This is a genomic window from Cupriavidus sp. UBA2010, assembly GCF_002335265.1.
In the GTDB taxonomy this organism is placed as follows: domain Bacteria; phylum Pseudomonadota; class Gammaproteobacteria; order Burkholderiales; family Burkholderiaceae; genus Cupriavidus; species Cupriavidus metallidurans.
This window is the reverse complement of the sequence record NZ_DDCI01000023.1, coordinates 315224-340644: the sequence shown is the minus strand read 5'-3', so window position 1 is coordinate 340644 and position 25421 is coordinate 315224. Positions and strand designations below refer to the sequence as shown.

Sequence of the window (25421 nt, the reverse complement as noted above, 5' to 3'; positions counted from 1 at the left end):
TTTTGCTTTTATGCCGCGCGGTTTAACTGCGCGGCGTCGTTGGCGGAAACGTCTGCCAATACAACTCGAAATTCAGCAAAAAGGCCCACGCCATATCGGCGTGGGCCTTTTTATTGCGTATTTCGCAAGAGCCCGTCTCACTGTCCCGCTCGCGCAAAACACCGTCCCGCGAGCGTGTATCTCGGCGGCTGAAAACCCGCGCAAGCCCGCGAAATATCGTCGGAACGCTCCTATTGCGAGTATTTCACCGCATTACAGGTCGATTTCCAGTGACCCTAACCGATCTACAAACTGGTAGGATGACGCGCTATTGGCAGCATGCTTATTGAACTGATTCAAAAGTATGCTGCTCAAATGCTGCATTGCCGCAGCGGTGTGACAAAGGGTTCGGAGGAGGACCTTGTCAGCGCGCAGAGCGTTCTGGGCGACACCCGGCCGGCAAACGTTACTGTCGAAGTCATCGCCAGCAAGCTTTGGTATCCGATATCGGGGCTTGGTCTATTGTTGCGATCGGCGAGACGATGCTCACTCAGATTCGGGCACGAACTCGCGCGAATGACGGTAACACCGATAACAGAAGATTGTGCAAGACAGTCAGAATACGGGGAGCGGGGCGGGCATCTAAGTCACCCTGCCAGCCGGACGCGTGCGCCGCGTCCGGCGTTGTGTATTTCGAGGCCAGCTAACTGGCGAAAGCAGGGGCGAATGGCGATGACGATCCGCTGAACCCGATCACCGACAAGTGCCGATGGCAGGCACGCCAATTGCGTCCGCGCGTAACGCGGTCGCGCCGGTCTGGCCAACCAGGCCCAAAGAAGAACTCATCCGTTTCATCCTCGAGGATATCGCTATGCAAGCAATGCGCGCCCGGCGTGCTTTGATTCCAGGCATTCTGGCTGTTGCCGTAACAGTACTGTCTGCGTGCGGCAAGGACAACAAGCCGCCTGCGGCCCAGACGCCTGAAGTGAAAGTTGTCACGCTGAAGGACGAGAACGTTACGCTCGACAGTTCCTTGCCTGGGCGCACCATGCCCTACCGGATCGCCGAGGTTCGCCCTCAGGTCAATGGCATCCTGCAGAAGCGTCTGTTTGTCGAAGGCAGCGATGTGAAGCAGGGCCAGCAGTTGTACCAGATCGATCCGTCGACCTATGAAGCTACTGCGAAGAGCGCCGAGGCAAATCTCGAATCGGCGCGCCTGCTTGCCGAACGCTACGGCAGGCTGGTCGGAGAGGAAGCCGTCAGCAAGCAGCAATACGCCGAGGCGCAGGCTTCCTACCTGCAAGCCAAAGCCGCTGTGGACCAGGCCCATATCAACCTGCGCTACACCAAGGTCCTTTCGCCGATTTCCGGCCGTATCAGCCGATCGCTTGTCACTGAAGGCGCGCTGGTAACGAACGGCCAGGCTAACGCGCTGGCAACGATTCAGCAGCTCGATCCGATCTATGTGGATGTGACGCAGCCGTCGTCGGCAATCCTCCGCCTGCGTCGCGAACTGGCCAACGGCCAGTTGCAGGGTGCCGGCGCGAACGCGGCCAAGGTTACGCTGCAGCTCGAAGATGGCAGTATCTATTCGGAGCCCGGTCGTCTTGAGTTCTCGGAAGTGGCCGTCGACCAGGGCACGGGTTCCGTGACGCTGCGCGCCGTCTTCCCGAACCCGCGCAATGAACTGCTGCCGGGCATGTTCGTTCATGCGCGTCTGGCGGAAGGCGTCAAGACTGCCGCTATCCTGGCACCGCAGCGCGGCGTCACGCGTGACCTGAAGGGGCAAGCGACTTCGCTGGTGGTGAATGCGAGCAACGAAGTGGAGCAGCGCATTCTCTCGACCGACCGCACGGTTGGCGACAAGTGGCTCGTTACAGCAGGCCTGAAGGCTGGTGATCGCGTGATCGTCGAGGGTCTGCAGTTTGTGCGCCCGGGTGCGAAGGTCAAGGCCACCGAAGCCGATGCGGCCACAGCCGGTGCCGTGGAGGCTTCGGCCGCGAGCGCGGCGTCGGCCCCCGCGGCAAAGTCCTGAACGGGACGGACGCATGAGGATTTGCCATGTCTAATTTCTTTATCGAGCGGCCGATCTTTGCCTGGGTGATTGCGCTGGTCATCATGTTGGCCGGCGTGCTCTCCATCAGGTCGCTGCCGATCAACCAATACCCGGCGATCGCGCCGCCGACCATCGCCATCTCCGTAACCTACCCGGGCGCTTCGGCGCAGACGGTGCAGGATACGGTGGTGCAGGTGATCGAGCAGCAGCTGAATGGCCTGGACCGCCTCCGCTACATCTCGTCGGAATCGAACTCCGACGGCAGCATGACCATCACGGTCACGTTTGAGCAAGGCACCAACCCGGATATCGCGCAGGTGCAGGTGCAGAACAAGCTTGCCCTGGCCACGCCACTGTTGCCGCAGGAAGTGCAGCAGCAGGGGATTCGCGTGACCAAGTCGGTGCGTAACTTCCTGCTGATCGTGGGTCTGATTTCGACCGACCCCAACATGACGCGGGAGGATCTGTCGAACTACATCGTTTCGAACATCCAGGATCCGCTGTCGCGTACCGCAGGGGTGGGCGACTTCCAGGTGTTCGGTTCGCAGTATGCGATGCGGATCTGGCTGGACCCGGCCAGGCTCAACAGCTACCAACTCGCGCCGCTGGATGTGAGCAACGCGATCAAGGCGCAGAACGTCCAGGTGGCCTCGGGTCAGCTTGGTGGCCTGCCGGCGGTTCGCGGGCAGCAGCTCAACGCGACGGTGATCGGCAAGACGCGTCTCCAGACCGCCGAGCAGTTCGGCGACATCCTGCTCAAGGTTAATCCCGACGGCTCGCAGGTGCGTCTGAAGGACGTGGCCGATGTTGCTCTGGGCGGCCAGGACTACACGATCAACGCGCAGTACAACGGCCGCCCGGCATCGGGTATCGCCATTCGTCTGGCATCCGGCGCCAACGCGCTGGAGACGGTCAAGAACATCCACAACACGCTGGCTCAGCTGGAACCGACGTTCCCGCCGGGCATCAAGGTGGTGTTCCCGTACGACACGACGCCGGTGATCTCCGACTCGATCCACGAGGTGATCAAGACGCTGCTCGAGGCAATCGTGCTCGTCTTCCTGGTGATGTATCTGTTCTTGCAGAACTTCCGCGCCACGCTGATCCCGACGATCGCGGTGCCGGTGGTGCTGCTCGGTACGTTCGGCGTGCTGGCCGCGTTTGGCTACTCGATCAACACACTGACGATGTTCGGCATGGTGCTGGCCATCGGTCTGCTGGTGGACGATGCCATCGTGGTGGTCGAGAACGTCGAGCGGGTGATGGCCGAAGAAGGGCTGGGTCCGAAGGAGGCCGCACGAAAATCGATGGGGCAGATCCAGGGCGCACTGGTTGGTATCGCGCTGGTGCTGTCCGCGGTGTTCCTGCCGATGGCGTTCTTCGGCGGCTCGACCGGTGTGATCTATCGCCAGTTCTCGATCACGATCGTTTCCGCGATGGTGTTGTCTGTGCTCGTGGCGCTTATTCTCACGCCGGCGCTGTGCGCGACGATGCTCCAGCCGATCGAGAAGGGCGACCACGGCGAGCACAAGCAGGGCTTCTTCGGCTGGTTCAACCGCAGTTTCATCCGGTCGACGCAAAGCTATGAGCGTGGGGTCTCCGGCATTCTGAAGCGCCGGGCTCCGTTCCTGCTCATCTATCTGGCAATCGTGGTGGTGATGGGTTTCCTGTTCACGCGCATCCCGACCTCGTTCCTGCCGGAAGAAGATCAGGGCGTGCTGTACGCGCAGGTGCAGACGCCGGCCGGCTCGTCGGCCGAGCGCACGCAGGCCGTGCTTGACCAGATGCGCAACTACCTGCTGAATGACGAAGGCAAGATCGTGGAGTCGCTCTTCACCGTGAACGGCTTCAACTTTGCCGGCCGTGGCCAGAGTTCGGGTCTCGCGTTTATTCTGCTGAGGCCGTTCAAGGATCGCGAAGGCGATGCCACGAGCGTGTTCGACCTGACCAAGCGGGCACAGGCCAAGTTCAGCACGTTCCGCGACTCGCTGGCATTTGCCTTCGCGCCGCCGGCGGTGCAGGAACTCGGTAACGCCACGGGCTTCGACTTCTATATGCAGGATCAGGCCGGCTTGGGGCACGAGGCGCTGATGAACGCGCGCAACAAGTTCCTGGCGCTTGCAGCCAAGAGCCCCGCGTTGCAGCGAGTACGTCCGAACGGCCTCAACGACGAGCCGCAGTACGTCCTCGAAATCGACGATGAACGCGCGCGCGCGTTGGGGCTGTCTTTGGCGGACATCAACAGCACGGTGTCGATTGCCTGGGGTTCCAGCTACGTGAACGACTTCATTGACCGGGGCCGCGTCAAGCGCGTGTACCTGCAGGGTCGGCCGAACTCGCGAATGTCGCCAGAGGACCTCAACAAGTGGTTCGTGCGCAACGACAAGGGTGACATGGTGCCGTTCTCGTCGTTTGCCACGGGCAAATGGGGCTTTGGATCGCCGAAGCTGCAGCGCTACAACGGTGTGCCGGCGGTGGAAATCCTCGGTGAGCCGGCAGCAGGCAAGAGCTCGGGTGAAGCCATGGCGGCGGTAGAGGAAATCATGAAGCAAATGCCAGCCGGCATTTCCTATTCATGGACGGGCCTGTCGTACGAGGAACGGTTGTCGGGCTCACAGGCGCCGGCGCTGTACGCGTTGTCGTTGCTGGTGGTGTTCCTCTGTCTGGCGGCGCTGTATGAAAGCTGGTCGATTCCGTTCTCGGTGATGCTGGTGGTACCGCTCGGGGTGATCGGCGCGCTGCTGGCCACACTCGCGCGAGGGCTGTCGAACGACGTGTTCTTCCAGGTGGGGCTGTTGACCACGGTGGGCCTTTCAGCGAAGAACGCGATTCTGATCGTGGAATTCGCCAAGGAACTGCACGATCACGGCAAGGGCCTCGTGGAGGCGGCGGTGGAGGCGTGCCGAATGCGTTTGCGCCCCATCATCATGACCTCGATGGCGTTCATGCTGGGCGTGTTCCCGCTGGCGGTGTCGCAAGGCGCCGGCGCGGGTAGCCAGCACGCCATCGGTACCGGCGTGATTGGCGGCATGATCACCGCCACGGTGCTTGCCATCTTCTGGGTGCCGCTGTTCTTTGTCGTGGTCAGCGCGATCAAGGAGCGGCGCCGCAAGTCCGATTCGTCCTCCCTCGAGAAGGGAGCCCAAGCATGAGAAAGACGCTACTTTGCCTGGCCGCCGTGGCGGCGCTGAGCGGCTGCAGCCTGATTCCCAACTACGAGCGGCCCGCCGCCCCGGTGGATGCGACGTTCCCGCAGGGTGAGGCTTATCCGAAGACGGCTGCGGTCGATGCGTCGGTGACGGCCGTCGATCTTGGCTGGCGGGACTACTTCACCGATCCGCGCTTGCGCGAGCTGATCCAGGTCTCGCTCGACAACAACCGCGATCTGCGTGTGGCCGTGTTGAACGTGGAAGCCTATCGCGCGCAGTACCGTATCCAGCGTGCCGACCTGTTTCCGCAGGTCGACGCCGCGGCGCAGGGCACGCGGCAGCGCGTGCCGGCGGATCTGTCGACCACCGGTCAACGTGTGATCAGCAGCCAGTACGGCGTGTCTCTTGGAACCACGGCTTGGGAACTCGACCTGTTTGGCCGGTTGCGCAGCCTTAGCGAAGCCGCGTTCGAGCAGTATCTCGCGGGTGATGAGGCGCGCCGAAGCACGCAGATCGCACTGGTGGCCAGCGTTGCCAATGCCTACCTGACGCTGCGCGCGGACGAGGAGCAACTCAAGGTCACGCGGGACACGCTGACTACGTACGAACGAACGTACAACCTTACGCGCCGCCGCTTCGAGGAAGGCATCGCTTCGCGGCTGGAGCTGCGCCAGTCGGAAACGCAGGTTGAAACCGCGCGGGCTTCGCTGGCGGCATACACGCGTGCGCTGGCGCAGGACACCAATGCGCTGACGCTGTTGCTGGGTTCGGGCATGCCGGCGGATCTGCCGCAAGGGTTGGGGCTGGAAGAGAAGCTCGTGGCCGAGGTGCCGGTGGGACTGCCGTCCGATCTGTTGCAGAATCGTCCGGACATCCTTTCGGCCGAGCATCGGCTCAAGGCGGCCAACGCGGACATCGGCGCGGCGCGTGCGGCGTTTTTCCCGCGCATCACGCTGACGGCGTCGACCGGCACGGCCAGCAGGCAGTTGTCGGACCTGTTCGCGGCCGGTCAGGGCACGTGGCTGTTCTCGCCGCAGATCGTGCTGCCGATCTTTACGGCAGGCAGCCTGAAGGCAAGCCTCGACTACGCAAAGATCCAGAAGGACATCAACGTCGCGACATACGAGCGGACGATCCAGGGCGCCTTCCGCGAGGTGGCCGATGGACTGGCCGCACGCGGCACGTTCTCGGATCAGGTTCAGGCGCAGGTGCGGCTCGTCCGGGCAAGCCAGGACTACTTCACGCTGGCTGAACATCGGTACAGTACTGGCGTGGATAGCTACCTGACATTACTCGATGCGCAGCGTCAGCTTTATAACGCGCAACAGACGCTGATCACCGATCGTCTCAACCAGCTCACCAGCGAGGTGAACCTGTACAAGGCACTTGGCGGTGGCTGGACCGATGTCACGCACAAGCCGGAGAATGGCGCGCCTGCTGATGGGGCCGGAAGTTCGACGACCGGCAGCACGGGCGGCGGCGCACGGTCGGCTTCGTAGGCCGTAGTCGACCGGTGCACCGGCATCGAAAGGAGGCAGTCTCTGACTGCCTCCTTTTTTATTGCCTGCCGCGAGCCAGCGGGGCTCGCGCCATCAACGCAGCAGCGTCGATTTCCCGAACAGGCTCTCCAGCAATTCGACGACCAGCTCGGCGGTCTGGTTGTGGACGTCGCGCGCGGGGTTCAGTTCGACCACATCGATGGAGCCCAGGGCGCCGGTGTCCTCGATCATTTCCAGTGCGAGATGCGCTTCGCGATAGGTAGGGCCGCCGCGAACCGCCGTGCCAACGCCCGGCGCAATCTGGCTGTCGAGGAAATCCACGTCGAAGCTGACATGCAGATGGGTATCGGCATCGATGCCCGCCAACGCCTGCTCCATCGTGGCCCTCATGCCGTTCTCGTCGATGTAACGCATGTCGTAGACGGTCAGGCCCAGCTCACGCAGCCGCTTCTTTTCCTCGGCATCGACACTGCGGATGCCGATCTGTCGAATGTTCTGGGGTGAGGTGGCGGGCGTCACGCCGCCTAGCGACACAAGCGGGGCGGGACCATCCCCGCACAGGCACGCCACCGGCATGCCATGGGTGTTCCCGGTCGGGCTGGTGATGCCGGTGTTGGCATCGGCGTGCGCGTCGAGCCAGAGCACCAGGAGCTTCTTTCCCTGCTCGCGGCAATAGCGAGCCGCGGCATTGACCGAGCCAATCGCCAGGCAGTGGTCGCCACCCATCAGCAGCGGCAACTGGCCCGCGGCCAAGGCCTGGTAGGTGGCGTCCATGACCAGACGGTTCCAGGCGACAACCTCCGGCAGGTGCCGAACGCCGTCCGTGGGTGGCAGGTTCGGGTTGCCGGGGCCCACAAGGTTGCCCAGATCGGTGACATCGAGGCCGTTGCGCACCAGGGCGCCCGCGATGTCCGCCACGCGCAAGGCTTCGGGGCCCATCGAGGCGCCACGGATGCTGGCGCCCACGTCGGTCGGCGCGCCAATCAGGGTGACAGGCTTCATGGGGTCTCCAGGTTCAGTGGGGACGATAGATGCCTGCCATCATGGCACGAACGGGTGTCGAACGTGAGCGGGATGTTGGCGAGATGTTGGCGAGGTTTCAGTCCGGCTTGATCGACGCCCGGGCGATGATCGGTTTCCAGCGCTTCTGCTCCTGGGCGATGAAGCCGGCGAACTCGGCGGGCGTATCGCCGACGAGGATTGCCGCATCGGCGGCCATGCGGCTTGACGCCGCCGGGCTGCGCACGCTCTTCGCGCTGGCCGCGGCGAGCTTGTCGACGGCGGCCTTCGACATCGACGACGGCGCGAGGATGCCATACCACTGGGTCATCTCGAATCCCGGGTAGCCCTGCTCGGCGACGGTCGGCACATCCGGCAATTGCGGAATGCGCTGCGCGGAGCCTGTGGCGATGCAACGCAGCTTGCCGGACTTGATGAAGGGCAGGATCGCCGGCGCGCCGACGGCCGCCGCCTCCAGCCGGCCGGACAGCAGGTCCGTGATCTGCGGGCCGCTGCCACGGTACGGCACGTGCAGCACGAAGATGCCGGCCGCTTCCTTCAGGTACTCGAATGCGAGGTGGCCGGCACTGCCGTTGCCGGCAGAGCCGTAGTTGAGCTTGCCGGGCTTGCTCTTTGCCAGCGCCACGAACTCCTTGAGGTTCTTCGCGGGCACATCCGGATGTACTACGTACAGGCTCGGCACCTTGGCCAGCAGCGACACTGGCGTGAAGTCCTTGTTCACGTCGTACGGCAGCTTCGGAAAGATGAAGGGGTTCACCGCCAGCGTACCGATATGACCGAGGATGATGGTGTGCTGATCGTCCGCACGGGCCACTTCGCCCATCGCCACGTTGCCCGCGCCACCCGGTTTGTTTTCGACGAAGACCGACACGCCCAGTTGCGAGGTCAGTTCGGCGGCTACGGAGCGCGCGATGATCTCGGAACTGCCGCCGGGCGCGAACGGCACGACGAAGCGGATCGTTTTTGACGGCCACGTCTGCGCGCGCGACAGGCTCGGGAGCATTGCGGCGGCAGCCAGCGCACCCGTGGCGCCAAGGGCCCGTCGACGCGAGGAATCAAACTGGGACATATCGTTTCTCTCGGGGTTTTATCGTTCTATGGAAGGCCAGGACGGCCAGGGACAGTCCGCCGGAGGCTCCGGCAGGCCTGCTTACTTGATGAGGTCGAACTCGCGCGCGAGCCGCCTGTATTCGCGAACCTTGTTCTGGACGTAGGTGTCCAGCTCCGGCCCGGCCATCGGGGTGGGCACGATGCCGTGCGTTTCCAGTGCCTGCACGTATGCACGGGTGCCGGCCGCCCGCTGCAGCGCGTTGCCCCAGCGGCGCCGGTCCTGCTCGGCGACCTTCGGTCCCATGTAGAAGCCGCGCACGATGGGCCATTGCACGTCGAGTCCCTGTTCCTTCGCGGTGGGAATCGACGCGAAGCGGCCGGGCAGGCGTTGATCGGCCAGCACGGCCAGCACGCGAATCTTGTGCGCCTCGATCAGGTCGACGGCCTCGCCGATATCGCCGGGAACGGCCTGCACATGTCCCGTCATCAGCGCGGTCATCGCCTCGCCGCCGCCTTCGAACGCCACATAGCGCATGGCGTTACGGTCCAGCCCTGCTTGCCGGGCAAGCAGGGTTGCCTTCATCCAGTCCTGGCTGCCCGCGGAGCCGCCGATGCCGAACAGCACTTTGCGCGGGTCGGCCTTCATTGCGGTCACAAGGTCCTTCAGGGTCAGGTACGGCGAACGGGCGTCGACGGCGATCATGCCGTGGTCGACGCCAATCGCGACCAGCCACTTGACGTTGTCGGGCCCATACTTGCTGAACCTGCCGCTGGCCAGGTTCAGCAACGCGCCGCTCGAGAATGCCACGATAGTGTTGGCATCATCGGGAGTCTGCTCCACCACGGCGTCGAACATGACCGCGCCGATCCCGCCGGGCCGATAGTCGATCTGCAAGCGTGCGGGTAGTGCCCTGGCCTCGTCCAGCCCAAGCTTCGCGATCCTGCACGTCAGGTCGTAGCCGCCGCCTGGCCTGGCCGGCGCGATGCACCGCGGTTGCGGCGTTTCCGCCTGCGCTGCGTGGGCGGTCTGCACGCCGCCTATCAGCAACAGGGCGAACAGGCATAGCGTTCGCACTGGACTGTCTCCCATTTTTTGAATTAGCCATCCCCGCAGTCCGCGCGGATGGCTATCATTTCTGTCTTGCCATGCTAAGTCGGTCGGCTGTCGCCAAGCTGTCGAACGCCTGCCAGATTGCTTAACGTAAACCCTGCCAAAAGTGCGCCTGCTACTCGTTGAAGATCACCCGGATCTGGCTGCGCTGGTCATCAAGTCCCTCGGGGACAGCGGCTTCGTCATTGACCACGCCGTGGACGGCGAGGCCGCGCTGCTGATGATCGCCACCGCTTCGTACGATCTGATCCTTCTGGACCTCTCGCTCGGGAAGGTCGACGGGCTGGACGTTCTGCGCTCGATCCGGACCCAGGGTGTCACGACGCCCGTGCTGATCCTGACGGCTCGCAGCGAGATCGCCGATCGCATCCTGGGCCTCGACCTCGGGGCCGACGACTATATCGCCAAGCCCTTCGACCTGGGTGAACTCGAAGCACGCATCAAGGCGCAGCTTCGCCGCCGCCAGGGTGGCCAGCCGGTGACTACCTACGGCGGCCTGTCTTTCGATTCGGTGGAGAGATCGTTCTACTGCGAGGGCACGGCGTTGACGCTGAGCCGGCGCGAACTGGCGGTGCTGGAAGCGCTGTTCCTGAGGGCCGGCCGCGTCGCCACGCGGGACGTGTTGTTCCAGTGCGTGTTCTCGATCGACGACGAGGTCAATCCCGAAACCATCGAACTGTATGTGTCGCGGGTCAGGAAGAAGCTGAAGCCGAGCGGTCTGGTCATCACCGCCGTGCGAGGCGTCGGCTATCTGCTGGAACAGCGTCAGGATGGCTAGGCAGCTCTCGGCGACGAGCTTGCGCCGGACCCTGCTCTGGCGCCTGGCGCTGGCGTTGCTGACCGTCGGCATCGTCTCGGCTTTTGCCTCGTATCGCACCGCGCTGAAGGAAGCCAATCAGGCGCACGACCGAACGCTGCTGGCCTCCACGCGCTCGATTGCCGAGCGTATCCACGTAACTAACGGCCGGGTGACCGTCAACGTCCCCTATGGCGCGCTCGATACGTTCCAGATCGATGCGCGCGGGCGGATTTTCTATCGCGTGCTGGATCCGGCGGGCCATTTCGTCTCCGGCGAGAAGGACTTCCCGGCAATGCCAGCCAATGTGCCGCGCAGCGAGGACTATCCGGCGCTGGTCCATTTCTATGACGATGCCTATGGCGGGACGCCCTTGCGCGTGGCGGCGCTGTGGCAGCCGGTGACCGAAGGCGGGCAGCGGGGCGTTGCGCTGGTGCAGGTGGGGGAAACGCTGGAGATGCGGGATGACATGGCCAGACGGTTGCTGTTCACCATGCTCTGGCAACAGGCGGCGATGATCGGTGTCTCGATGACGTTGCTGGCATTGACGGTGGCGGCCACGCTGCGGCCGCTGAAGCGTTTGCAGGATCGCATTCAGGCCCGCCGGGCATCGGACCTCGCGCCGGTCGAGGGCGATGACCTGCCCAGGGAAATTCAGCCGCTGCTGCAAACGCTGAATCAGTACCTCGAACGTCTGCGGGTCATCGTCGAAAACCAGAAGCGCTTTCTCGACGATGCCGCGCATCAGCTTCGGACATCGCTGACGCTGGTCAGGGGCCATGTGGACCAGCGCATACGCGCTTCGGATCACGGCGGCGATCTCGCCGAGGTCAAGGCCGCCATCGACCGGACAGTGCGGTTGACCAACCAGTTGCTGACGTTGGCGCGTACCGGGGATGGCGATGTCCTTGCGCCGGACGGTGACGCGATGCAGCGCATCGAACTGGGCAACCTCTGCCGTGACATCTGCGCGGAGTGGTATCTCCATGCGCGGGAGCGGAGGCAGGATCTCAGTCTGGGCGAATGTCCGGCTGCTGCATGGGTCGTTGGCAACGAGGCCATGCTGCGTGAAATGCTGGCCAACCTCCTGCACAATGCCGTGAGCTACACGCCGGCTGGCGGGAGCATCTCCGTGACGGTGGAACGGTCCGACAGCACGCTCTGCATCCTGGTGGACGATAGCGGGCCCGGCATCCCTTCGGCGGAGCGCGAACGCGTGTTCGAACGCTTCGTTCGCATCGCCGGCACGCCCGGGGCCGGGAGCGGACTTGGTCTGTCGATCGTTCGGCAAATCTGCGAAGCGCATCAGGGCAGCGTGCGACTGGAGTCCGGCGAGAAGGGCGGGCTACGCGTCAGGGTGACGTTGCCGACTGCCCCCGCCGCACCGCCCGCTGTGGTCTGACAGGCGCTGCAATCCAATCCGATTGGCCATTTGTAACTCCCCCCTGCAAGTCATCAGACGACGGCCTATAATCCCTGATTCATTGATGCAACAACGATTGATCGGGCAACAGAATGACTTCGGAATTTCGCCCTGAGCAGGATGTATCACCTGGCAGGGCAGTAGCAGGATCACCGGCCAACCAGCCGGTGAGGAAAGGGCAGGTCCTGCCCTTTCGCGAGTCTTTGCTTGCGATGACCGGCATCGCATTTGTCGTAATGCTGGTTGCACTTGACCAGACCGTGGTCAGTACCGCGCTACCAACCGTGGTGGCGGAGTTGCAGGGCTTCGAGTATTACGCATGGGTGGCTACGGCCTACCTGCTGACGTCGGTCATTACCGTGCCCATTTTCGGGCGACTTGGCGACTATTACGGGCGCAAGCCGTTCGTGCTGGCCTCGATCGTCGTGTTTGTGGCGGCATCGGCGCTTTGCGGCATGGCCACGAACATGCCGTTCCTGGTAGCGGCCCGCGCATTGCAGGGGATCGGTGGCGGCATGTTGGTCGGCACGGCGTTCGCCTGCGTTCCCGATCTGTTCCCTGACCCGCATGTGCGCCTGCGTTGGCAGGTCATGATGAGCACGGCGTTCGGTCTGGCCAATGCGATCGGCCCGTCGTTGGGCGGTGTGCTGACCGAGTGGTTCGGATGGCGAGCGGTGTTCTACATCAACCTGCCGGTTGGCCTGCTGGGTTTGCTGATTGCCTGGCGATTCCTGCCGCATCTGCGTCATCAGTCGCATACCGAGCCGATCCGTATCGACTGGGCTGGCGCCGCACTGATCGCGGCAGGACTGGGTAGTTTGCAACTATCGGTGGAGTGGTTGCCTGAGCGGGGGCTTGGCGTTGTGACGATCGGCCTGATGGTCCTCTCCATCGCCGCGTTCGTCTCGCTGTGGCATTGGTCGCGTAAATCAGCGAATCCGATTCTGCCGTTCGACATGTTCCGCAATCCGAGCCTTGCGTCGCTGTTCGTGCTTTCCGTGCTGGCGGGCTTCACGATGTTCGGCTTGCTGCTGTACGCACCGCTGCTGTTCCAGGGTGGGTTTGGCTATTCGCCGAAGGAGGCCGGGCTGTTGGTGACGCCGCTAGTCGTATGCATCACGATCGGATCTATTGTGAACGGCCGCATCATCACCCGGATCCCGCGCCCCAATGCCATGCTTTACGCGGGATTCACGATGCTGGCGCTGGCACTGCTGGGTCTCTCGCAGGCGACGCGCGGTATGCATCACAATCTGCTGCTTTCGATCATGTTGCTGGCGGGGCTCGGACTGGGCTTTATCCTGCCCAACCTGACGGTATTCGCGCAGCAGACCGCCGGTCGTGCCAATCTCGGCATCGCCACGGCGATGCTTCAGTCGCTGCGGATGGTCGGCGGGATGGTCGGGACGGCACTGGTTGGCACGCTGGTCACGCGCAGCTACACGTCTGGCGTGACGTCGGCGCTGGCTGCCGCCAATGCGACGGATTGGACTGCCAGGATGACCGACCCGCAGATCCTGATCGACAAGGCCGCGCAGGCAGAATTGCTGACCAATTTGCAGCAGGCAGGGCACAATGGAGCCCTGCTGCTGGAACAGGCGCGGGTGTCCCTCGTCGGCGCCATCCATCTTGGCCTGTTGCTGGCGGCAATCGCTGCATTGTTCGGTGTCTGGCGCGCGCGCCGGGTTCCGCCGATCAAATTGATGCGGGTAAATGAACCCGTGATGGCTGCGGACTGATGACAGCCGTGCGGATGTGAAGCACATTCGCCTACAGGAGGAGTGGAGTGGAACTGGAGCGACAAAGCCTGGCTGTCCTGCAGCAATTTGGCCGGACCTACCGGGCTTATGCTGCGGCATTTGAACAGCGAATCGGACACCCGTTGCCGCGTTGGCGCATTCTGTTCGCGTTGTATGGACACGAAGGCCCGATCGCTCAGAAGCCGCTGGCCGATCGCGTCGGCATGGACCCGGGCGCGCTGACACGCCAGCTCAAGACGTTGCAGGAACTGGGCTGGGTCGACCGCATGACCAGCGAGCGCGACAACCGCATGACCAACGTCACGCTGAGCGCGCTTGGCCGCGAGATCGTCGACCAGGCAATGCCGCGCCGCTCGGCATTCCTGCAGGACGTGCTGGCCAACGTCACGGAAACGACGATGCACAACCTCTCGAAGGGGCTGGTTCAGCTCGAGGCGGGCATCGCCGACGCAGTCGCGCGCACGCAGGCGGAACGCGACGCCGCCTGATCAGGCAGCGTCGCCTGGCTCCCCTCTATCCGCCAAACAACGCCGCAATGGCCGTTGGGTTAGAAGGGAAGTACAAGTGCACGTAGGACGCGGTAAGCGTCCCGGACCGATAGACAGCTTCCCCGCTTCCATCATCGCGCGGTGACCGCGCGTGCAGGAGCGGAGCCAGCGGAGTGTTGGTGGTCGAGTAGTGGAACGTGTGTCCGCGTACCGTCTGGCCAGCCATGCCTTCCCTCGTAGGTAGCTCGACGGCCTGATGGCCGATTGCCGCCAGTCGTTTCTGCATCGTCACCGTGCCGGGCAGCAGCCCGGCCATGCGATGGGTTTGCCCTTCCTTGTCCACCAGGTTGTCGAACAGCGCCATCATTCCGCCGCACTCCGCCAGCATTGGCAGGCCGCGTGCGTGCGCCGCGCGGATCGCGTTGTGCATCGGCACATTCGCGGCAAGCGCGGCGGCGTGCAGTTCGGGATAGCCACCAGGCAGCCATAGCGCGTCACAGTGCGGCAAAGCCGCGTCACGCAAGGGCGAGAACCATGTGATATGCGCCCCGAGCGCGTTCAACGTTTCCACATTGGCCGGATAAATGAACCGGAAGGCATCGTCGCGCGCGATGGCGATGCGCCGGCCCTCCAGCAGGCGCGGCAATTGCTGCGCGGGGGTGTCCGGAAACACGATCGGCCTTGGCAGGTGCGATATCGGCAGTTCGGCCAAGGCATCCGCCATGCGATCCAGTCGCGCGGTAAGGTCGGGAAGCTCGTCGGCGCTGAACAGGCCAAGATGCCGCTCCGGCAACGCCGCCGCATCATCGCGGGCCAACGCGCCGGCCCAGTGGATGCCATGCGGCAGGCTGTCTCGCAACATGTCGGCATGGCGTGCGCTGCCGACGCCATTCGCCAGCACGTGCATCGCGTGAAATGGCTCGCCGTAGGTCGCCAGGCCGTGAGTCACGGCACCGAACGTTTGCGCCATCGCGCCTGCCTGAATGACGGCGAGGACCGGCAGTCCAAAGAGTCGCGCTACATCCGCACTGCTCGGCGTGCCATCGTGCAGGCCCATGACACCTTCGACAAGAATCAGATCGGCGGTCTGCGCGGCCAGGGCAAGACGTTGGCGAGCATCGGCTTCCCCTGTCATCCAGAGATCGATCGATTGCACCGGAGCACCGCTGGCGGCGGCAAGCAGCGTCGGGTCGAGGAAATCAGGTCCGATCTTGAATACGCGCACGGTACGGCCCTGTCGCGCATGAAGGCGGGCCAAGGCGGCGGTGACCGTGGTCTTGCCCTGCCCCGATGCGGGGGCGGTAACGAGCAACGCGGGGACCGGGCGCGTGCCTGTCCGTGTTGTCGCGTCCAACGGAGAGGATTGAATGGAAAGCGGGGGCATGTCGGAATTGGCAATGCACGGCGGCAGCGCTATGCGATGCGATGGATTATATCGGGCAGACATCATGGCCTTTAGCTCCGTGGCAGGACCATGCCCTGGAGTGCCACACACTCGAACAGCTCGCGGTCATTGGTGACGCCGAGCTTCTGCATGGCGCAGTTCTTTTGCCGGCTGATGGTCTTGACGCTGCGGCACAGCGTGGTCGCGATCTCGGTTACGGTGCGGCCGGTCAGGTATAGCCGCAGTACCTCCATCTCGCGCGCGGACGGCCGCTGCTCGCCGTCGCGCCCGCAAGGCAGCATCGTCCGGAGTTCGGTGGGTGCCAGAGCGCGTAGCGCGGACTTGCCGATGTAGGTAAAGCCGCGCTGGGCTCGCCCGATTGCGGTCATGATTTCCGCCAGCGGACTGTCCTTGATCAACAGCCCATGCACGCGGACATCCAGTATCGTGCGTAGCACGAGCGGATTCGTGATCATGGTGAGCACCACCACGGATATCGACGGGTGTCGTCGCCGCAGCGACGTGATCAGGCGCACGCCATCGAGCTCGGTGGGGCCCGGCATGTGGTAGTCGGTCACGACCACATCCGGCTGGAGCAGATCGACCTGTTGCTGCAACTCCGTGGCACTGGCAGCTTCGCCGCAGACTTCCCAGCCAGTCTGCGACGACTGTACCCTAGCCCGGATTGCCGCCGTAATGACGGGGTGGTCGTCGGCCAGCAAAATCCTCAACGTCATCCAATGACTCCTGAACATATGGGTCAGATACGGCTTCACGCTGGCGTCAAAAAAGCGCCGCACGCGGAACTGGCGTACGGCGCGAACACGCAGCAACTGCGCGCACGCGGAACCGCGAATCAAACGGGAGACGACTCGGAGAGCACCGCGATGCACGGCGAGATTAATGCCCGGCTCGCGGGAAGGGAGTAAGAGGATTCGCAAAAAACGTATTGCATTGCCTTGCGTCGGTGACATTGAACGCAAACGACCCCGTGGCGCGATGCGCCACGGGGTCGTCGATTGGCATCAATACGTGTGGGTCAGGCTACTGCCAGAGGCCTGGCGGGTTGTCGCGCCTGACGGCGTCCGTCGATGGCCTTGAGAGGGTCTCGCAGTACCGAGGCGCCGACGTCCATGATGTCGCGGAGCGTGTTGCGGTCATCAGACTCCTGGGGCATCCAGAAATGAAGCGCTGCCCAGGCCGGGAAACTGCTGGGTGGCGCCAGCAGGCGTGCCTTGCGATCGCGCGTGACGAGCGGCACGTTGAAGTCGAGCACCGGGCAGATGCCACCTGCCGCATGTAACAGCGTGATCTGGGTATGCCACGACGGCACCACGGTTTCGCGATGGCCGGGAGCAAGGGCCTGGCGCTCCAGGAATCCACGTAGCGGACTTGCGGCGTCGCAGTCTTCCTGCAGCAGGATCCAGTCGCTTTCCACGTCTTCCATCGACCCCGTGCGCGTGACGCTGATCAGGCGTCGCGGCGTGGCCATGATGCTATGCGGGATGACCGAGTCGGGCACGTTGGCGCCATCGACGACAAAGGCGCAGTCGAGATCGCCGCTATCCAGGCTATCCGCTAGCGCCGCATCGGCAATGACCGGCCGCGTGATGAAGCTGTCCTGTGGGAAGCGTTCGCCCAAGGCGGTCAGGATTTCGGTAATGACCGGATCGCCAATCGACGAAGAAAACCCGATCGAAATGCGTCGGCCTCGGGCTGCCTGAGCGGCATGTTCCCCGCTTGGCTGCACGAGCTGGTTCCATTTGGCCAGAATCTGACGCGCGGTCTGCTCGAGCCGCAACGCATGTGGCGTGGGCTCCAACGCGCCATTTCGTTTCACGAACAAGGCATCGCCTGTGATTTCGCGCAATCGCGCCAGGCTATATGCCACTGTGGGTACGCGCCCCTGAGTGCAAGCTGCAACCGCATTGAGGTCGCGATACTCCATAAGCAGAACGAAAACATGCAATAGCTTCGTGCTGACGTGCCGCATACTGACTTCTCCCGATCCGAGTTCTGCTTTGTTATTTGTTCTGGTGATGCAACATCATTGCTGCTTCTGACTGCCGGCCGGTTCTCCTTGCGGAAATTCGGCGAGGGCGATGGCAGTTACTGCTGGCACTACCAAAAATGTGCAGGGGCGACGGCGAGGCGCCCTGGCAGCCGAAGACGCCGCGCGCGGACGATGAATGTCCGCATCGCGTCTTGCAGCCACCACTTCCTCCAGACCGCACGGGTTTGTGTATCCGGTGCGTGCTACGGCAATGGCTCCTATTCGTCAGACCAGGAAATATGCAGCGGCTTGTGGCGGCGTCATCTGCCGACGCCGTACCGCTTTGACGCCTGTCCTCATGCGCCGGGCGGCGCCATTGCAGGCGTTTCGAAATTTAGTTGATGCGTAGAAATCTTAATACAACATTCTGGAAACTACTAGTAATGCTCAACTTCCAGACGGTTGTGCCATACCAACAAAGACACTATGTACGAACAACGATACAACCCTGAAACCCGCCTCAAATGGGGGTTTCCGTCAATGGGAGTGCGTTAGTCGACGCCAAATCCCGGCGTGAATTCAGCATCCTGGACTGTCAGTTGATAATGACAGAGGTAGGAATTTTTCCAAATTGGAATAACAAAATTTGAATTGCAAATGTGAGTGTGCGAATTGTGCCGAATTGTTGCGGGCGTATCGCGACAATCCTGTAGAGGCCGTGTTCAATTTGCTTAACTCGTGCCGCGAAGACACTGAATTGCCTTTTGCGCGGGCGGTGGGCTACCTTACGGGCAGGGTAGGCGGGAGGGCCGTGCGCGCGATGGCATGGACGCCTGACTGGAGGCCGGCGAGCGGAGACATTTGCGTGAACAGACGCTATTCGGAAGAACAGATCCGCATGTATCTAGAAGAGGCCGCCAAAGGGGTGCCGGTGCGGGAGCTCTGCGCGCGTTATGGCTTCAGCGATGCCTCGTTCTACGGTTGGCGGGCCAAGTATGGCAGCAAGGTACGGCAACACGACCCGTCCGACAGCCGCAGATTGCGCCAGTTGGAAGAGGAGAATGCGCGACTCAAGAGTATGCTTGCGGATGCACTGCTCAAACTTGAGTTGCTGCGCAATCGTACCGGCCGGCACGGCGACGGCAAGAGCCATGGATAGGTTGGTCGCCGCATCGAGCCGGGCCCTCTTGCCACTGCAATGTCTCGCATGACATTGGTTTCTGGAGTTTTTTCGTGAAGAAGGTTTTTGCTGCCGCAGGCGCAATGGTGTGGCTCGGGATGTCCGCCGCTCAGGTTCATGCGGCGCCTCCGCAGGATCCGGGTACTCCAATGGTCGCGCCGCTGCCGCCGCGCATGCTCGATCCCGCGACGTCCACCGTCGAGGATACGGGGGGCACGCTCAGTGCCTCTCAGGTCGAGCGATGCCGCCAGTTACTCGACCAGATCAATGCCTTGCCGTCGGGGCCGCAGTGGGGGCCGGGCAAGTCGTCAGTGACGACGGCGGATGGCCGGACCTATTCCACGCTCGAGCGCGCGCCGGATCGCAAGCGCCTCGAGGAGGCGTACCGGCAGGAGTGCGCCCAGTCACGCAAGTAAGTTCTGATCCGCCGTTGCCAGGATGATGCCGGGTGTGACCAGGCGATTGTCGAAAGGGATGGTGGTTACATCCGTCATTGCAGGAGCAAACATGTTCCACTTGCGACGTTTCCTTGCCTGGTCGTTCGGGCTGATGTTGCTGGCCGGCGCAAGCAGCGCGCTGGCGCAGGCCAAACTGGACAAGCCGCAGCTTGACCAGTTGCTTGCACCAGTTGCGCTGTATCCCGATGCACTGCTGTCGCAGGTGCTCATGGCATCGACCTATCCGGCGGACGTGGCTTCCGCCGCGGAATGGTCGAAATCGAATCAGAGTCTTTCGGGCGATGCGGCCACCAAGGCCGTCGAAGGCGAGCCGTGGGACCCGAGCGTCAAGTCGCTCGCGGCTTTTCCCTCCGTCATGGACATGATGGGACGCCAGCCGCAGTGGGTCGAGAGCGTGGGCGATGCTTTCCTGGCGCAGCCCGATGACGTGATGGACTCGGTCCAACGTCTGCGCGTACAGGCGCAAAAGGCCGGCACTCTCAAGTCCAACGAGCAGCAAAAGGTGGTCACGCAGCAGAGCGGCGGCACCACCATCGTCCAGATCGAGCCCGCCAGTCCGCAGGTGGTGTACGTGCCGTCGTACAACCCGACCGTGGTCTACGGCGCATGGCCCTATCCCGCCTATCCACCGGTCTACTACCCGCCGCCACCCGGATCGGTGTTCGCCACCTCGCTGGTGGCCGGCATTGGCTTCGGGCTTGGCGTGGCGGCTGTGAATTCGATGTGGGGCGGGTTCAACTGGGGTAGCCATGACGTCAACATCAACGTCAATCGATACAACAATATCAACGTGAATCAGCGGCTCGACGTCAATCGGTCCAACGTGAACTGGCAGCACAATCCCGCGAACCGTGGCAACGTGCCGTACCGGAATCAGAACGTTGCGAACCGCTACGACGCGCAGCGTCAGCAGGGGCTGGCCAATCGCCCGCAGGGTGGTCAGCAGCGCCTGGGCCAGGCGGGTGGTGGCGTGCAGAACCAGCAGCGCCTGGGTCAGGGCGGAGGCGGTGTGCAGAACCAGCGCGACGCCGAGCGTCAGCGTGCGGCCCAGTCGTTCCAGGGGCGTACCGGCCAGTCGATTCCCGGGCATTCAGCGCCGAACGTGAATCGCCAGGCTGGCGGGCAGAATCCGCGGCCGGCAGGCGCGGATCGTCAACGTGCTGATCAGGCCGATGCGCGCAACCGCGCGCGTGACAGCAACCGCAATAACGCGTTCAGCGACGCCGGCAACGGTGACCGGATGCGTCAGCAGGCAAACCGGGGCGATCGCAGTGGCGTCCAACACAACGCGGGCCAGATGCAGCAGCATTCCGCGCCGGCGAGATCTGGCGGAGGCATCCACGGCGGTGGTGGTGGTGGTGGTGGTGGCTTCCAGGGCGGGGGCCATGCGGGCGGAGCAGGTGCGGGTGGCGGTCACCTTGGTCACGGCCGGAGGTAGCGATGAAGCGTAAATCGAGGTTCGAATCCATGTTGCGTGCCGGCGCATTAGCGATGCTGCTGAGCATGTCCGTCCCCGTTCTGGCTCAGCATGTCTATCCGACGCCGGATGCCGCAGCCGATGCGCTCGGCGATGCCGTGGCACGCAGTGACCCCGATGCGCTGAAGCAGGTGCTCGGCGCGAACTACGAGAAGCTGGTGCCGCCGGGGCTCAGCCAGAACGACGTCTACGATTTCCTTGCCGCCTGGGCCAGCCATCATGCCGTCCAGCCCGATGGCGACAAGGCCGCACGTATCGAGGTGGGCGGTAGCGGCTGGACGTTCCCGGTGCCGCTGGCCAAGCGTAAAACCGGTTGGCAGTTCGATCTGGCTGCCGGCGAGCAGGAGATCCGGCGCCGCCGGATCGGGCGCAACGAACTCGTGGCGATGGATACGTTGCTGCAGCTCGCTGATGCCCAGCAGCGTTATGCGGAGCAGATTGGCAATGGCAAGTACGCCCATCAGCTCGTGAGCACGCCCGGCAAGACCAACGGGTTGTACTGGCCATCGGCATCGGCCGAGAATGATAGCCCGCTTGGACCGGACGCCTTGGCAATGGGCCCCGAGGTGCCGCCGGAGGAAGCGTTCTACGGCTATCGCTATCGGATCATCGCACCGCCGGAGGGCAGCGACGCCAAGTTCGCGTTCATCGCCTGGCCCGCGCGTTACGGTGCCAGCGGCATCCACTCCTTCATGGTCGATAGCGAGCGCCGTTTCTACGAGCGAGACCTGGGCAAGAGTACCGGCACGCGCGCGGGTGCCATGCGAGCTTTTTCGCCCGAGGGTTGGGAGCGGGCGGCAGATCGCTGATTCCGGATCCGAAGTCTCCGGCAATGGCGTCTAAGCCGGATCCGGACCGCGCAGCGTGATGCGGTCCGCTTCGGCGTGGACGTCTGACAGCCCTTTCTCGTCGACGATACGAAGCTGACGGTGCCGCACCGTGATCAGCCCGACGGACGCAAAGCGGGACAGAAGCCGCGAGACCGTCTCCAGCGTCAGGCCCAGGTAGCTGGCGATATCGTTGCGAGTCATCGCCAGCATGACTTCTCCCCCGTCGGTGCCGCGGCGGCGGTGTTCCGCAGCCTGATCCAGCAACAGCATGGCCAGCCGCTGCGCGGCCTTCATCGAGCCGATGGTCACCAGCAACTCGCGCTGCCGCAAGGCGTCGCGGTGAAGTAGCGCGAGCAAGGCGGCGTGAACCGCCGGATCTTCCTCGCAGCGCTTCGCTGTCTCCAGTGGCACCACACAGCATTCGGATGCCTGCAGGGCAATCGCGCTCGTGCCGAACTGCGGCGCGTCGTTCGGCTCGAGGCCGGCTACGTCGCCGGGGAGCATGAAGCCGGTCAATTGCCGCCATCCAAGTGCAGATTCGTACATCCGCTTGATGCCGCCGTGGCGCAATGGGTAGACGGCGCGTACCGGTTGGTCCTGCCTGAATAGCGTCTCACCGGCTTGCAGATGCTTGCGCTCGGGGCTCAATGCTGGTCTGTCGGGCAACGAGGTGCCGCCGTGTGCACTTGCGCAAACGGATTGGAACGGGCACAGGGTGCAGCATGAGACGCTGGGGGCTTGGTGGTCCAGTGGTATTGCCTCCTGGCAGGCATGGTGGACATTTTTTCCCGACAGTATAAGTGCCCACGAACATCGCTGATCGTGAGTCGATCTGCATTCTTTTAAACAGGCGTAGTAAGTTTTTTTGCGGCCTCCTTGGAGGAGAGGTCAGCATGTGCCCGGAAAGTAGAGAATTCTTTCAAAAATTCATGTTGTGTCTTCAAGACAATGTCGGAAAGGCGCCTCGTCGATTGTGTTATGCTGCATCGCACAATAAAGGAGGAGACCCGTTCTCAAGACGAACAGGAGTCTTCATATGGCCAAAAGCCTCTCTCCGGACTGGGATGCGCAGCTGCGACAAATTCGTCGCGCGCAGTTTCAGCCCGCGAAACAAATTCGTACATGGCTGGAGCGTCTGGAACTGGCGCCTCCAGCCACTCATCGCCAGCGCCACACCGCGCCAAGCGAGGCCGGGCCGACTGAACTGCCAGGCAACTGGCAGTCGCTGAATCTGGGCCTGACGCCGCTACCGGGCGAACTGGTCCCGCAACTCTCGTACCGGCTCTATATTCCGTCCGGCGCCAAGGGCGCATTGCCCGTCGTGGTGATGCTGCACGGATGTCAGCAAACGCCTGAAGCCCTGGCGGCTGGCACGCGCATGAACGCGCTGGCCGAGCGTGAAGGATTCATGGTGGCTTATCCGCAGCAGCCACTGCGGCGCTCCGTGCATCGGTGCTGGCAGTGGTTCGACCTCGCGGCCGGACAGGGCGGGCGCGAAGCACAGGCGCTGGCACTGCTGATCGACGAACTGGCAACCCGGCCCGACGTACGGATCGGTGAGATCTACCTTGCCGGGTTGTCGGCGGGTGCCGCGATGGCGGCTCTGGTGGCGTTGCGCTACCCGGACAAGGTCGCTGCCGTGGGACTGCACTCCGGTGTAGTGATCGGTGCGGCCGATTCGCCCCGGGCGGGCCTGAGGGCGATGCACGAGGGCTCGGCGATCGAGCCCGCGCTATTGCTCGATGCTGCTGGCGTGACGCCCGGCGGCCCGGCCATGCCGGCCATCGTGTTGCACGGCATGGCGGACGAAGCGGTGCATCCGATCAACGGGCGTTTGCTGACGCAGCAGTTCCTGGCCTACAACGGCCTGGGTGGCAGCCTTGGCGGACAGATCGAAAGCGCAAACGATGCGCCGCTCGGCAAGGATGGCGAAGTTCGCGAAGCGCGCTTTGGCCGCTGGAATCGCGATCTGGTCCGACTGGTGGAAGTGGGGGGCCTGGGTCATGCGTGGAGCGGCGGCGATGCCACGGTACCGTACCACAGCAGCATCGGCCCGGATGCGAGCTGGCTGATCTGGCAGTTTCTCCGTCAGCACAAGCGGGCTGCGTGACAACGCAGGACGGGGCCCAGGACAGAGCCCGAAGCGCGCCCAAATGAAAAAGGGGGAAGGCTGACAGCCTTCCCCCTTTTTCATTGTGCCAGCGCGGCAAGCGTGGCGGGCGCGATCAGGCGTGCCGCTTGCGTACGAACAGCGCCGTCACGATACCCATGATGCAGACGCCGACCACATAGTGGGCCGGGGCCAGCGAATCATTCTTGAGCATCAGCGAGACGATCACCGGCGTCAGTCCGCCGAAGATCGCGTACGAGACGTTGTACGAGAAGGACAGCCCGGAGAACCGCACTTGCGCTGGGAACGCGTGCACCAGCACGTAAGGTACGGCGCCAATCGTGCCGACGAAGAAGCCGGCCAGGGCGTACAGCGGGAGCAGCAGGTCGGGACGGGTGCCGATCGTCGTGTACAGCACGTAGGCCGTGGCAGCCAGCAGTGCGCCACCGATCGAAAGCGTCAGGCGCGCGCCGATGCGGTCAGCCAGGATGCCGGCCACCACGCAGCCGATCGACAGGCACAGCGTTGCGGCGCTGTTGGCCACCAGCGCGGTGCGGGCGTCGAAGCCGTACAGCGTCTGCAGGTAGGTCGGCGTCAGCAGGATCACCACCACGATGCCAGCGGACAGCATCCACGTGAGCAGCATCGAGATGACAACGGCGCCGCGGTGGTTGCGCACGACCGTCTTGAGCGGCAGTTCGGCGGCCAGCGCCTTGCGTTGCTGCAGTTCCGCGAAGACCGGGGTTTCATGGAGCCAGCGGCGCAGGTACATCGAGCCGACACCGAACACGCCGCCCAGCACGAACGGCACGCGCCAGCCATGGTCGACGAGTTCCTGCGGATCGAATACGGCGTTGATGCCAGTGGCTACCAGCGAGCCGAGCAGGATGCCGGCCGTCAGACCGGCGGTCAGCGTGCCGCAGGCATATCCGACGTGACGCTGGGGCACGTGTTCGGACACGAACACCCATGCGCCGGGGACTTCTCCGCCCACGGCGGCACCCTGCAGGATGCGCAGCACCAGCAGCGCCATCGGCGCCAGCAGGCCCACCGAAGCATAGGTCGGCAGCAGGCCCATCAGCAGCGTCGGTACCGACATCAGCAGAATCGACAACGTAAACATTTTCTTGCGGCCCAGCAGGTCACCGAAGTGCGCCATGATGATGCCGCCCAGCGGGCGTGCCAGGTAGCCGGCCGCGAAGATGCCGAAGGTCTGCAGCATGCGCAGCCAGTCCGGCACGGATGCCGGGAAGAATAACTGGCCAATGACCTTGGCAAAGAAAACAAAAATAATGAAATCGTAGAACTCGAGCGCGCCGCCAAGTGCGGCAAGCGCGAGCGTCTTGTAATCCTGACCGGTCAGCGGGCGAGCGGCATGGCCGCCTTGCGCGCCCGAAGCCCCGGCAGTACTGCTGGAGGTGGACATGAAAAGACTCGCATGGATACATTCACATGCGAAGCGCGCAACACGGATGACGTGGAGGGGGACGGCCGAAGGGATAACAGCACGAACTGAGCGAACCGGAGGCCGGCGGGGTAAGCAGGCTGGCAGGCAACGGACGCTTCGCAAAGGCGTAACGATACCAGATCGGTCTGTCGCATCCCTGATTTTGTATAAATCGGATTACTAAATCGTCCTTTGCACTGCCATAATCCGT

The 25421-nt window shown here is 63.4% G+C and carries 20 protein-coding genes; 12 read left to right on the top strand and 8 right to left on the bottom strand.

What is annotated here, in order from left to right:
• The first annotated feature begins 850 nt into the window (after positions 1-850).
• The 3 genes from B2246_RS19190 to B2246_RS19180 are packed head-to-tail and all read left to right on the top strand — an operon-like array spanning position 851 to position 6683.
• Complete coding sequence (locus B2246_RS19190; protein WP_008644670.1) at positions 851-2014, top strand: efflux RND transporter periplasmic adaptor subunit; 1164 nt, start codon at positions 851-853, stop codon at positions 2012-2014.
• A gap of 26 nt (positions 2015-2040) precedes the next feature.
• Entirely contained in the window at positions 2041-5187 is a 3147-nt protein-coding gene (locus B2246_RS19185) for an efflux RND transporter permease subunit (protein ID WP_186425726.1), read from the top strand.
• Positions 5184-6683, top strand: a complete 1500-nt coding sequence (locus B2246_RS19180) for an AdeC/AdeK/OprM family multidrug efflux complex outer membrane factor (RefSeq protein WP_008644666.1) — start codon at positions 5184-5186, stop codon at positions 6681-6683. Before B2246_RS19185 ends, B2246_RS19180 begins: the two co-directional genes overlap by 4 nt.
• A 93-nt stretch (positions 6684-6776) precedes the next feature.
• On the opposite strand, the gene rocF is transcribed toward B2246_RS19180, so the two are convergent.
• From rocF to B2246_RS19165, 3 genes are all read right to left on the bottom strand, one after another.
• Positions 6777-7685: an arginase gene (gene rocF, locus B2246_RS19175; RefSeq protein WP_008644663.1), complete on the bottom strand. Its 909-nt coding sequence runs from the start codon at positions 7683-7685 to the stop codon at positions 6777-6779.
• Between the two features lie 97 nt (positions 7686-7782).
• The gene (locus B2246_RS19170; RefSeq protein WP_035883102.1) at positions 7783-8772 is read right to left on the bottom strand and encodes a Bug family tripartite tricarboxylate transporter substrate binding protein; all 990 of its coding nucleotides are present in this window, start codon (positions 8770-8772) and stop codon (positions 7783-7785) included.
• 81 nt (positions 8773-8853) lie between these two features.
• The gene (locus B2246_RS19165; protein WP_040010978.1) at positions 8854-9843 is read right to left on the bottom strand and encodes a tripartite tricarboxylate transporter substrate binding protein; all 990 of its coding nucleotides are present in this window, start codon (positions 9841-9843) and stop codon (positions 8854-8856) included.
• Between the two features lie 127 nt (positions 9844-9970).
• Between B2246_RS19165 and B2246_RS19160 the strand changes: the two genes are divergently transcribed.
• The 4 genes from B2246_RS19160 (at position 9971) to B2246_RS19145 (ending at position 14331) form a co-directional block, all read left to right on the top strand.
• Positions 9971-10642: a response regulator gene (locus B2246_RS19160; protein ID WP_011518445.1), complete on the top strand. Its 672-nt coding sequence runs from the start codon at positions 9971-9973 to the stop codon at positions 10640-10642.
• Positions 10635-12062: a sensor histidine kinase gene (locus B2246_RS19155; protein WP_008644659.1), complete on the top strand. Its 1428-nt coding sequence runs from the start codon at positions 10635-10637 to the stop codon at positions 12060-12062. The genes B2246_RS19160 and B2246_RS19155 overlap by 8 nt, the downstream gene beginning before the upstream one ends.
• Before the next feature lie 233 nt (positions 12063-12295).
• The gene (locus B2246_RS19150; RefSeq protein ID WP_008644658.1) at positions 12296-13822 is read left to right on the top strand and encodes an MFS transporter; all 1527 of its coding nucleotides are present in this window, start codon (positions 12296-12298) and stop codon (positions 13820-13822) included.
• Positions 13823-13869: 47 nt separating this feature from the next.
• Entirely contained in the window at positions 13870-14331 is a 462-nt protein-coding gene (locus B2246_RS19145) for a MarR family winged helix-turn-helix transcriptional regulator (protein ID WP_008644657.1), read from the top strand.
• Positions 14332-14356: 25 nt separating this feature from the next.
• Here B2246_RS19145 and B2246_RS19140 read toward each other — a convergent pair whose 3' ends face one another.
• From B2246_RS19140 to B2246_RS19130, 3 genes are all read right to left on the bottom strand, one after another.
• On the bottom strand, positions 14357-15643 hold the full coding sequence (locus B2246_RS19140; protein WP_035883109.1) for a cobyrinate a,c-diamide synthase: 1287 nt from the start codon (positions 15641-15643) through the stop codon (positions 14357-14359).
• A gap of 143 nt (positions 15644-15786) precedes the next feature.
• A complete protein-coding gene (locus B2246_RS19135; RefSeq protein ID WP_008644653.1) occupies positions 15787-16452 on the bottom strand; it encodes a response regulator in 666 nt (221 codons plus the stop codon).
• A 302-nt stretch (positions 16453-16754) separates the two neighbouring features.
• Positions 16755-17708 carry a LysR family transcriptional regulator gene (locus B2246_RS19130; protein WP_008644649.1) on the bottom strand — a complete coding sequence of 318 codons (954 nt, stop codon included), beginning with the start codon at positions 17706-17708 and terminating at the stop codon, positions 16755-16757.
• A gap of 865 nt (positions 17709-18573) precedes the next feature.
• On the opposite strand from B2246_RS19130, the gene B2246_RS19125 reads away from it, so the two are divergent.
• From B2246_RS19125 to B2246_RS19110, 4 genes are all read left to right on the top strand, one after another.
• Complete coding sequence (locus B2246_RS19125) at positions 18574-18867, top strand: IS3 family transposase (protein ID WP_008644647.1); 294 nt, start codon at positions 18574-18576, stop codon at positions 18865-18867.
• 119 nt (positions 18868-18986) lie between these two features.
• Complete coding sequence (locus B2246_RS19120) at positions 18987-19304, top strand: hypothetical protein (protein ID WP_051705408.1); 318 nt, start codon at positions 18987-18989, stop codon at positions 19302-19304.
• Between the two features lie 91 nt (positions 19305-19395).
• Complete coding sequence (locus B2246_RS19115) at positions 19396-20784, top strand: DUF3300 domain-containing protein (RefSeq protein ID WP_008644642.1); 1389 nt, start codon at positions 19396-19398, stop codon at positions 20782-20784.
• A 2-nt stretch (positions 20785-20786) separates the two neighbouring features.
• Entirely contained in the window at positions 20787-21632 is an 846-nt protein-coding gene (locus B2246_RS19110; RefSeq protein WP_008644641.1) for a DUF2950 family protein, read from the top strand.
• 30 nt (positions 21633-21662) lie between these two features.
• On the opposite strand, the gene B2246_RS19105 is transcribed toward B2246_RS19110, so the two are convergent.
• Positions 21663-22319: a Crp/Fnr family transcriptional regulator gene (locus B2246_RS19105; RefSeq protein ID WP_152414958.1), complete on the bottom strand. Its 657-nt coding sequence runs from the start codon at positions 22317-22319 to the stop codon at positions 21663-21665.
• 370 nt (positions 22320-22689) lie between these two features.
• Between B2246_RS19105 and B2246_RS19100 the strand changes: the two genes are divergently transcribed.
• Positions 22690-23763, top strand: a complete 1074-nt coding sequence (locus B2246_RS19100; protein WP_035883119.1) for an alpha/beta hydrolase family esterase — start codon at positions 22690-22692, stop codon at positions 23761-23763.
• 115 nt (positions 23764-23878) lie between these two features.
• Here B2246_RS19100 and B2246_RS19095 read toward each other — a convergent pair whose 3' ends face one another.
• Positions 23879-25189, bottom strand: a complete 1311-nt coding sequence (locus B2246_RS19095; RefSeq protein WP_286882600.1) for an MFS transporter — start codon at positions 25187-25189, stop codon at positions 23879-23881.
• Positions 25190-25421: the final 232 nt, after the last annotated feature.

Coding starts and splice junctions, on each gene's coding strand:
- B2246_RS19190 (WP_008644670.1), top strand. CDS start 851: ATGCAAGCAATGCGCGCCCGGCGTGCTTTGATTCCAGGCATTCTGGCT.
- B2246_RS19185 (WP_186425726.1), top strand. CDS start 2,041: ATGTCTAATTTCTTTATCGAGCGGCCGATCTTTGCCTGGGTGATTGCG.
- B2246_RS19180 (WP_008644666.1), top strand. CDS start 5,184: ATGAGAAAGACGCTACTTTGCCTGGCCGCCGTGGCGGCGCTGAGCGGC.
- rocF (WP_008644663.1), bottom strand. CDS start 7,685: ATGAAGCCTGTCACCCTGATTGGCGCGCCGACCGACGTGGGCGCCAGC.
- B2246_RS19170 (WP_035883102.1), bottom strand. CDS start 8,772: ATGTCCCAGTTTGATTCCTCGCGTCGACGGGCCCTTGGCGCCACGGGT.
- B2246_RS19165 (WP_040010978.1), bottom strand. CDS start 9,843: ATGGGAGACAGTCCAGTGCGAACGCTATGCCTGTTCGCCCTGTTGCTG.
- B2246_RS19155 (WP_008644659.1), top strand. CDS start 10,635: ATGGCTAGGCAGCTCTCGGCGACGAGCTTGCGCCGGACCCTGCTCTGG.
- B2246_RS19150 (WP_008644658.1), top strand. CDS start 12,296: ATGACCGGCATCGCATTTGTCGTAATGCTGGTTGCACTTGACCAGACC.
- B2246_RS19135 (WP_008644653.1), bottom strand. CDS start 16,452: ATGACGTTGAGGATTTTGCTGGCCGACGACCACCCCGTCATTACGGCG.
- B2246_RS19130 (WP_008644649.1), bottom strand. CDS start 17,708: ATGCGGCACGTCAGCACGAAGCTATTGCATGTTTTCGTTCTGCTTATG.
- B2246_RS19120 (WP_051705408.1), top strand. CDS start 18,987: ATGTCCGCCGCTCAGGTTCATGCGGCGCCTCCGCAGGATCCGGGTACT.
- B2246_RS19115 (WP_008644642.1), top strand. CDS start 19,396: ATGTTCCACTTGCGACGTTTCCTTGCCTGGTCGTTCGGGCTGATGTTG.
- B2246_RS19110 (WP_008644641.1), top strand. CDS start 20,787: ATGAAGCGTAAATCGAGGTTCGAATCCATGTTGCGTGCCGGCGCATTA.
- B2246_RS19100 (WP_035883119.1), top strand. CDS start 22,690: ATGGCCAAAAGCCTCTCTCCGGACTGGGATGCGCAGCTGCGACAAATT.
- B2246_RS19095 (WP_286882600.1), bottom strand. CDS start 25,189: ATGTCCACCTCCAGCAGTACTGCCGGGGCTTCGGGCGCGCAAGGCGGC.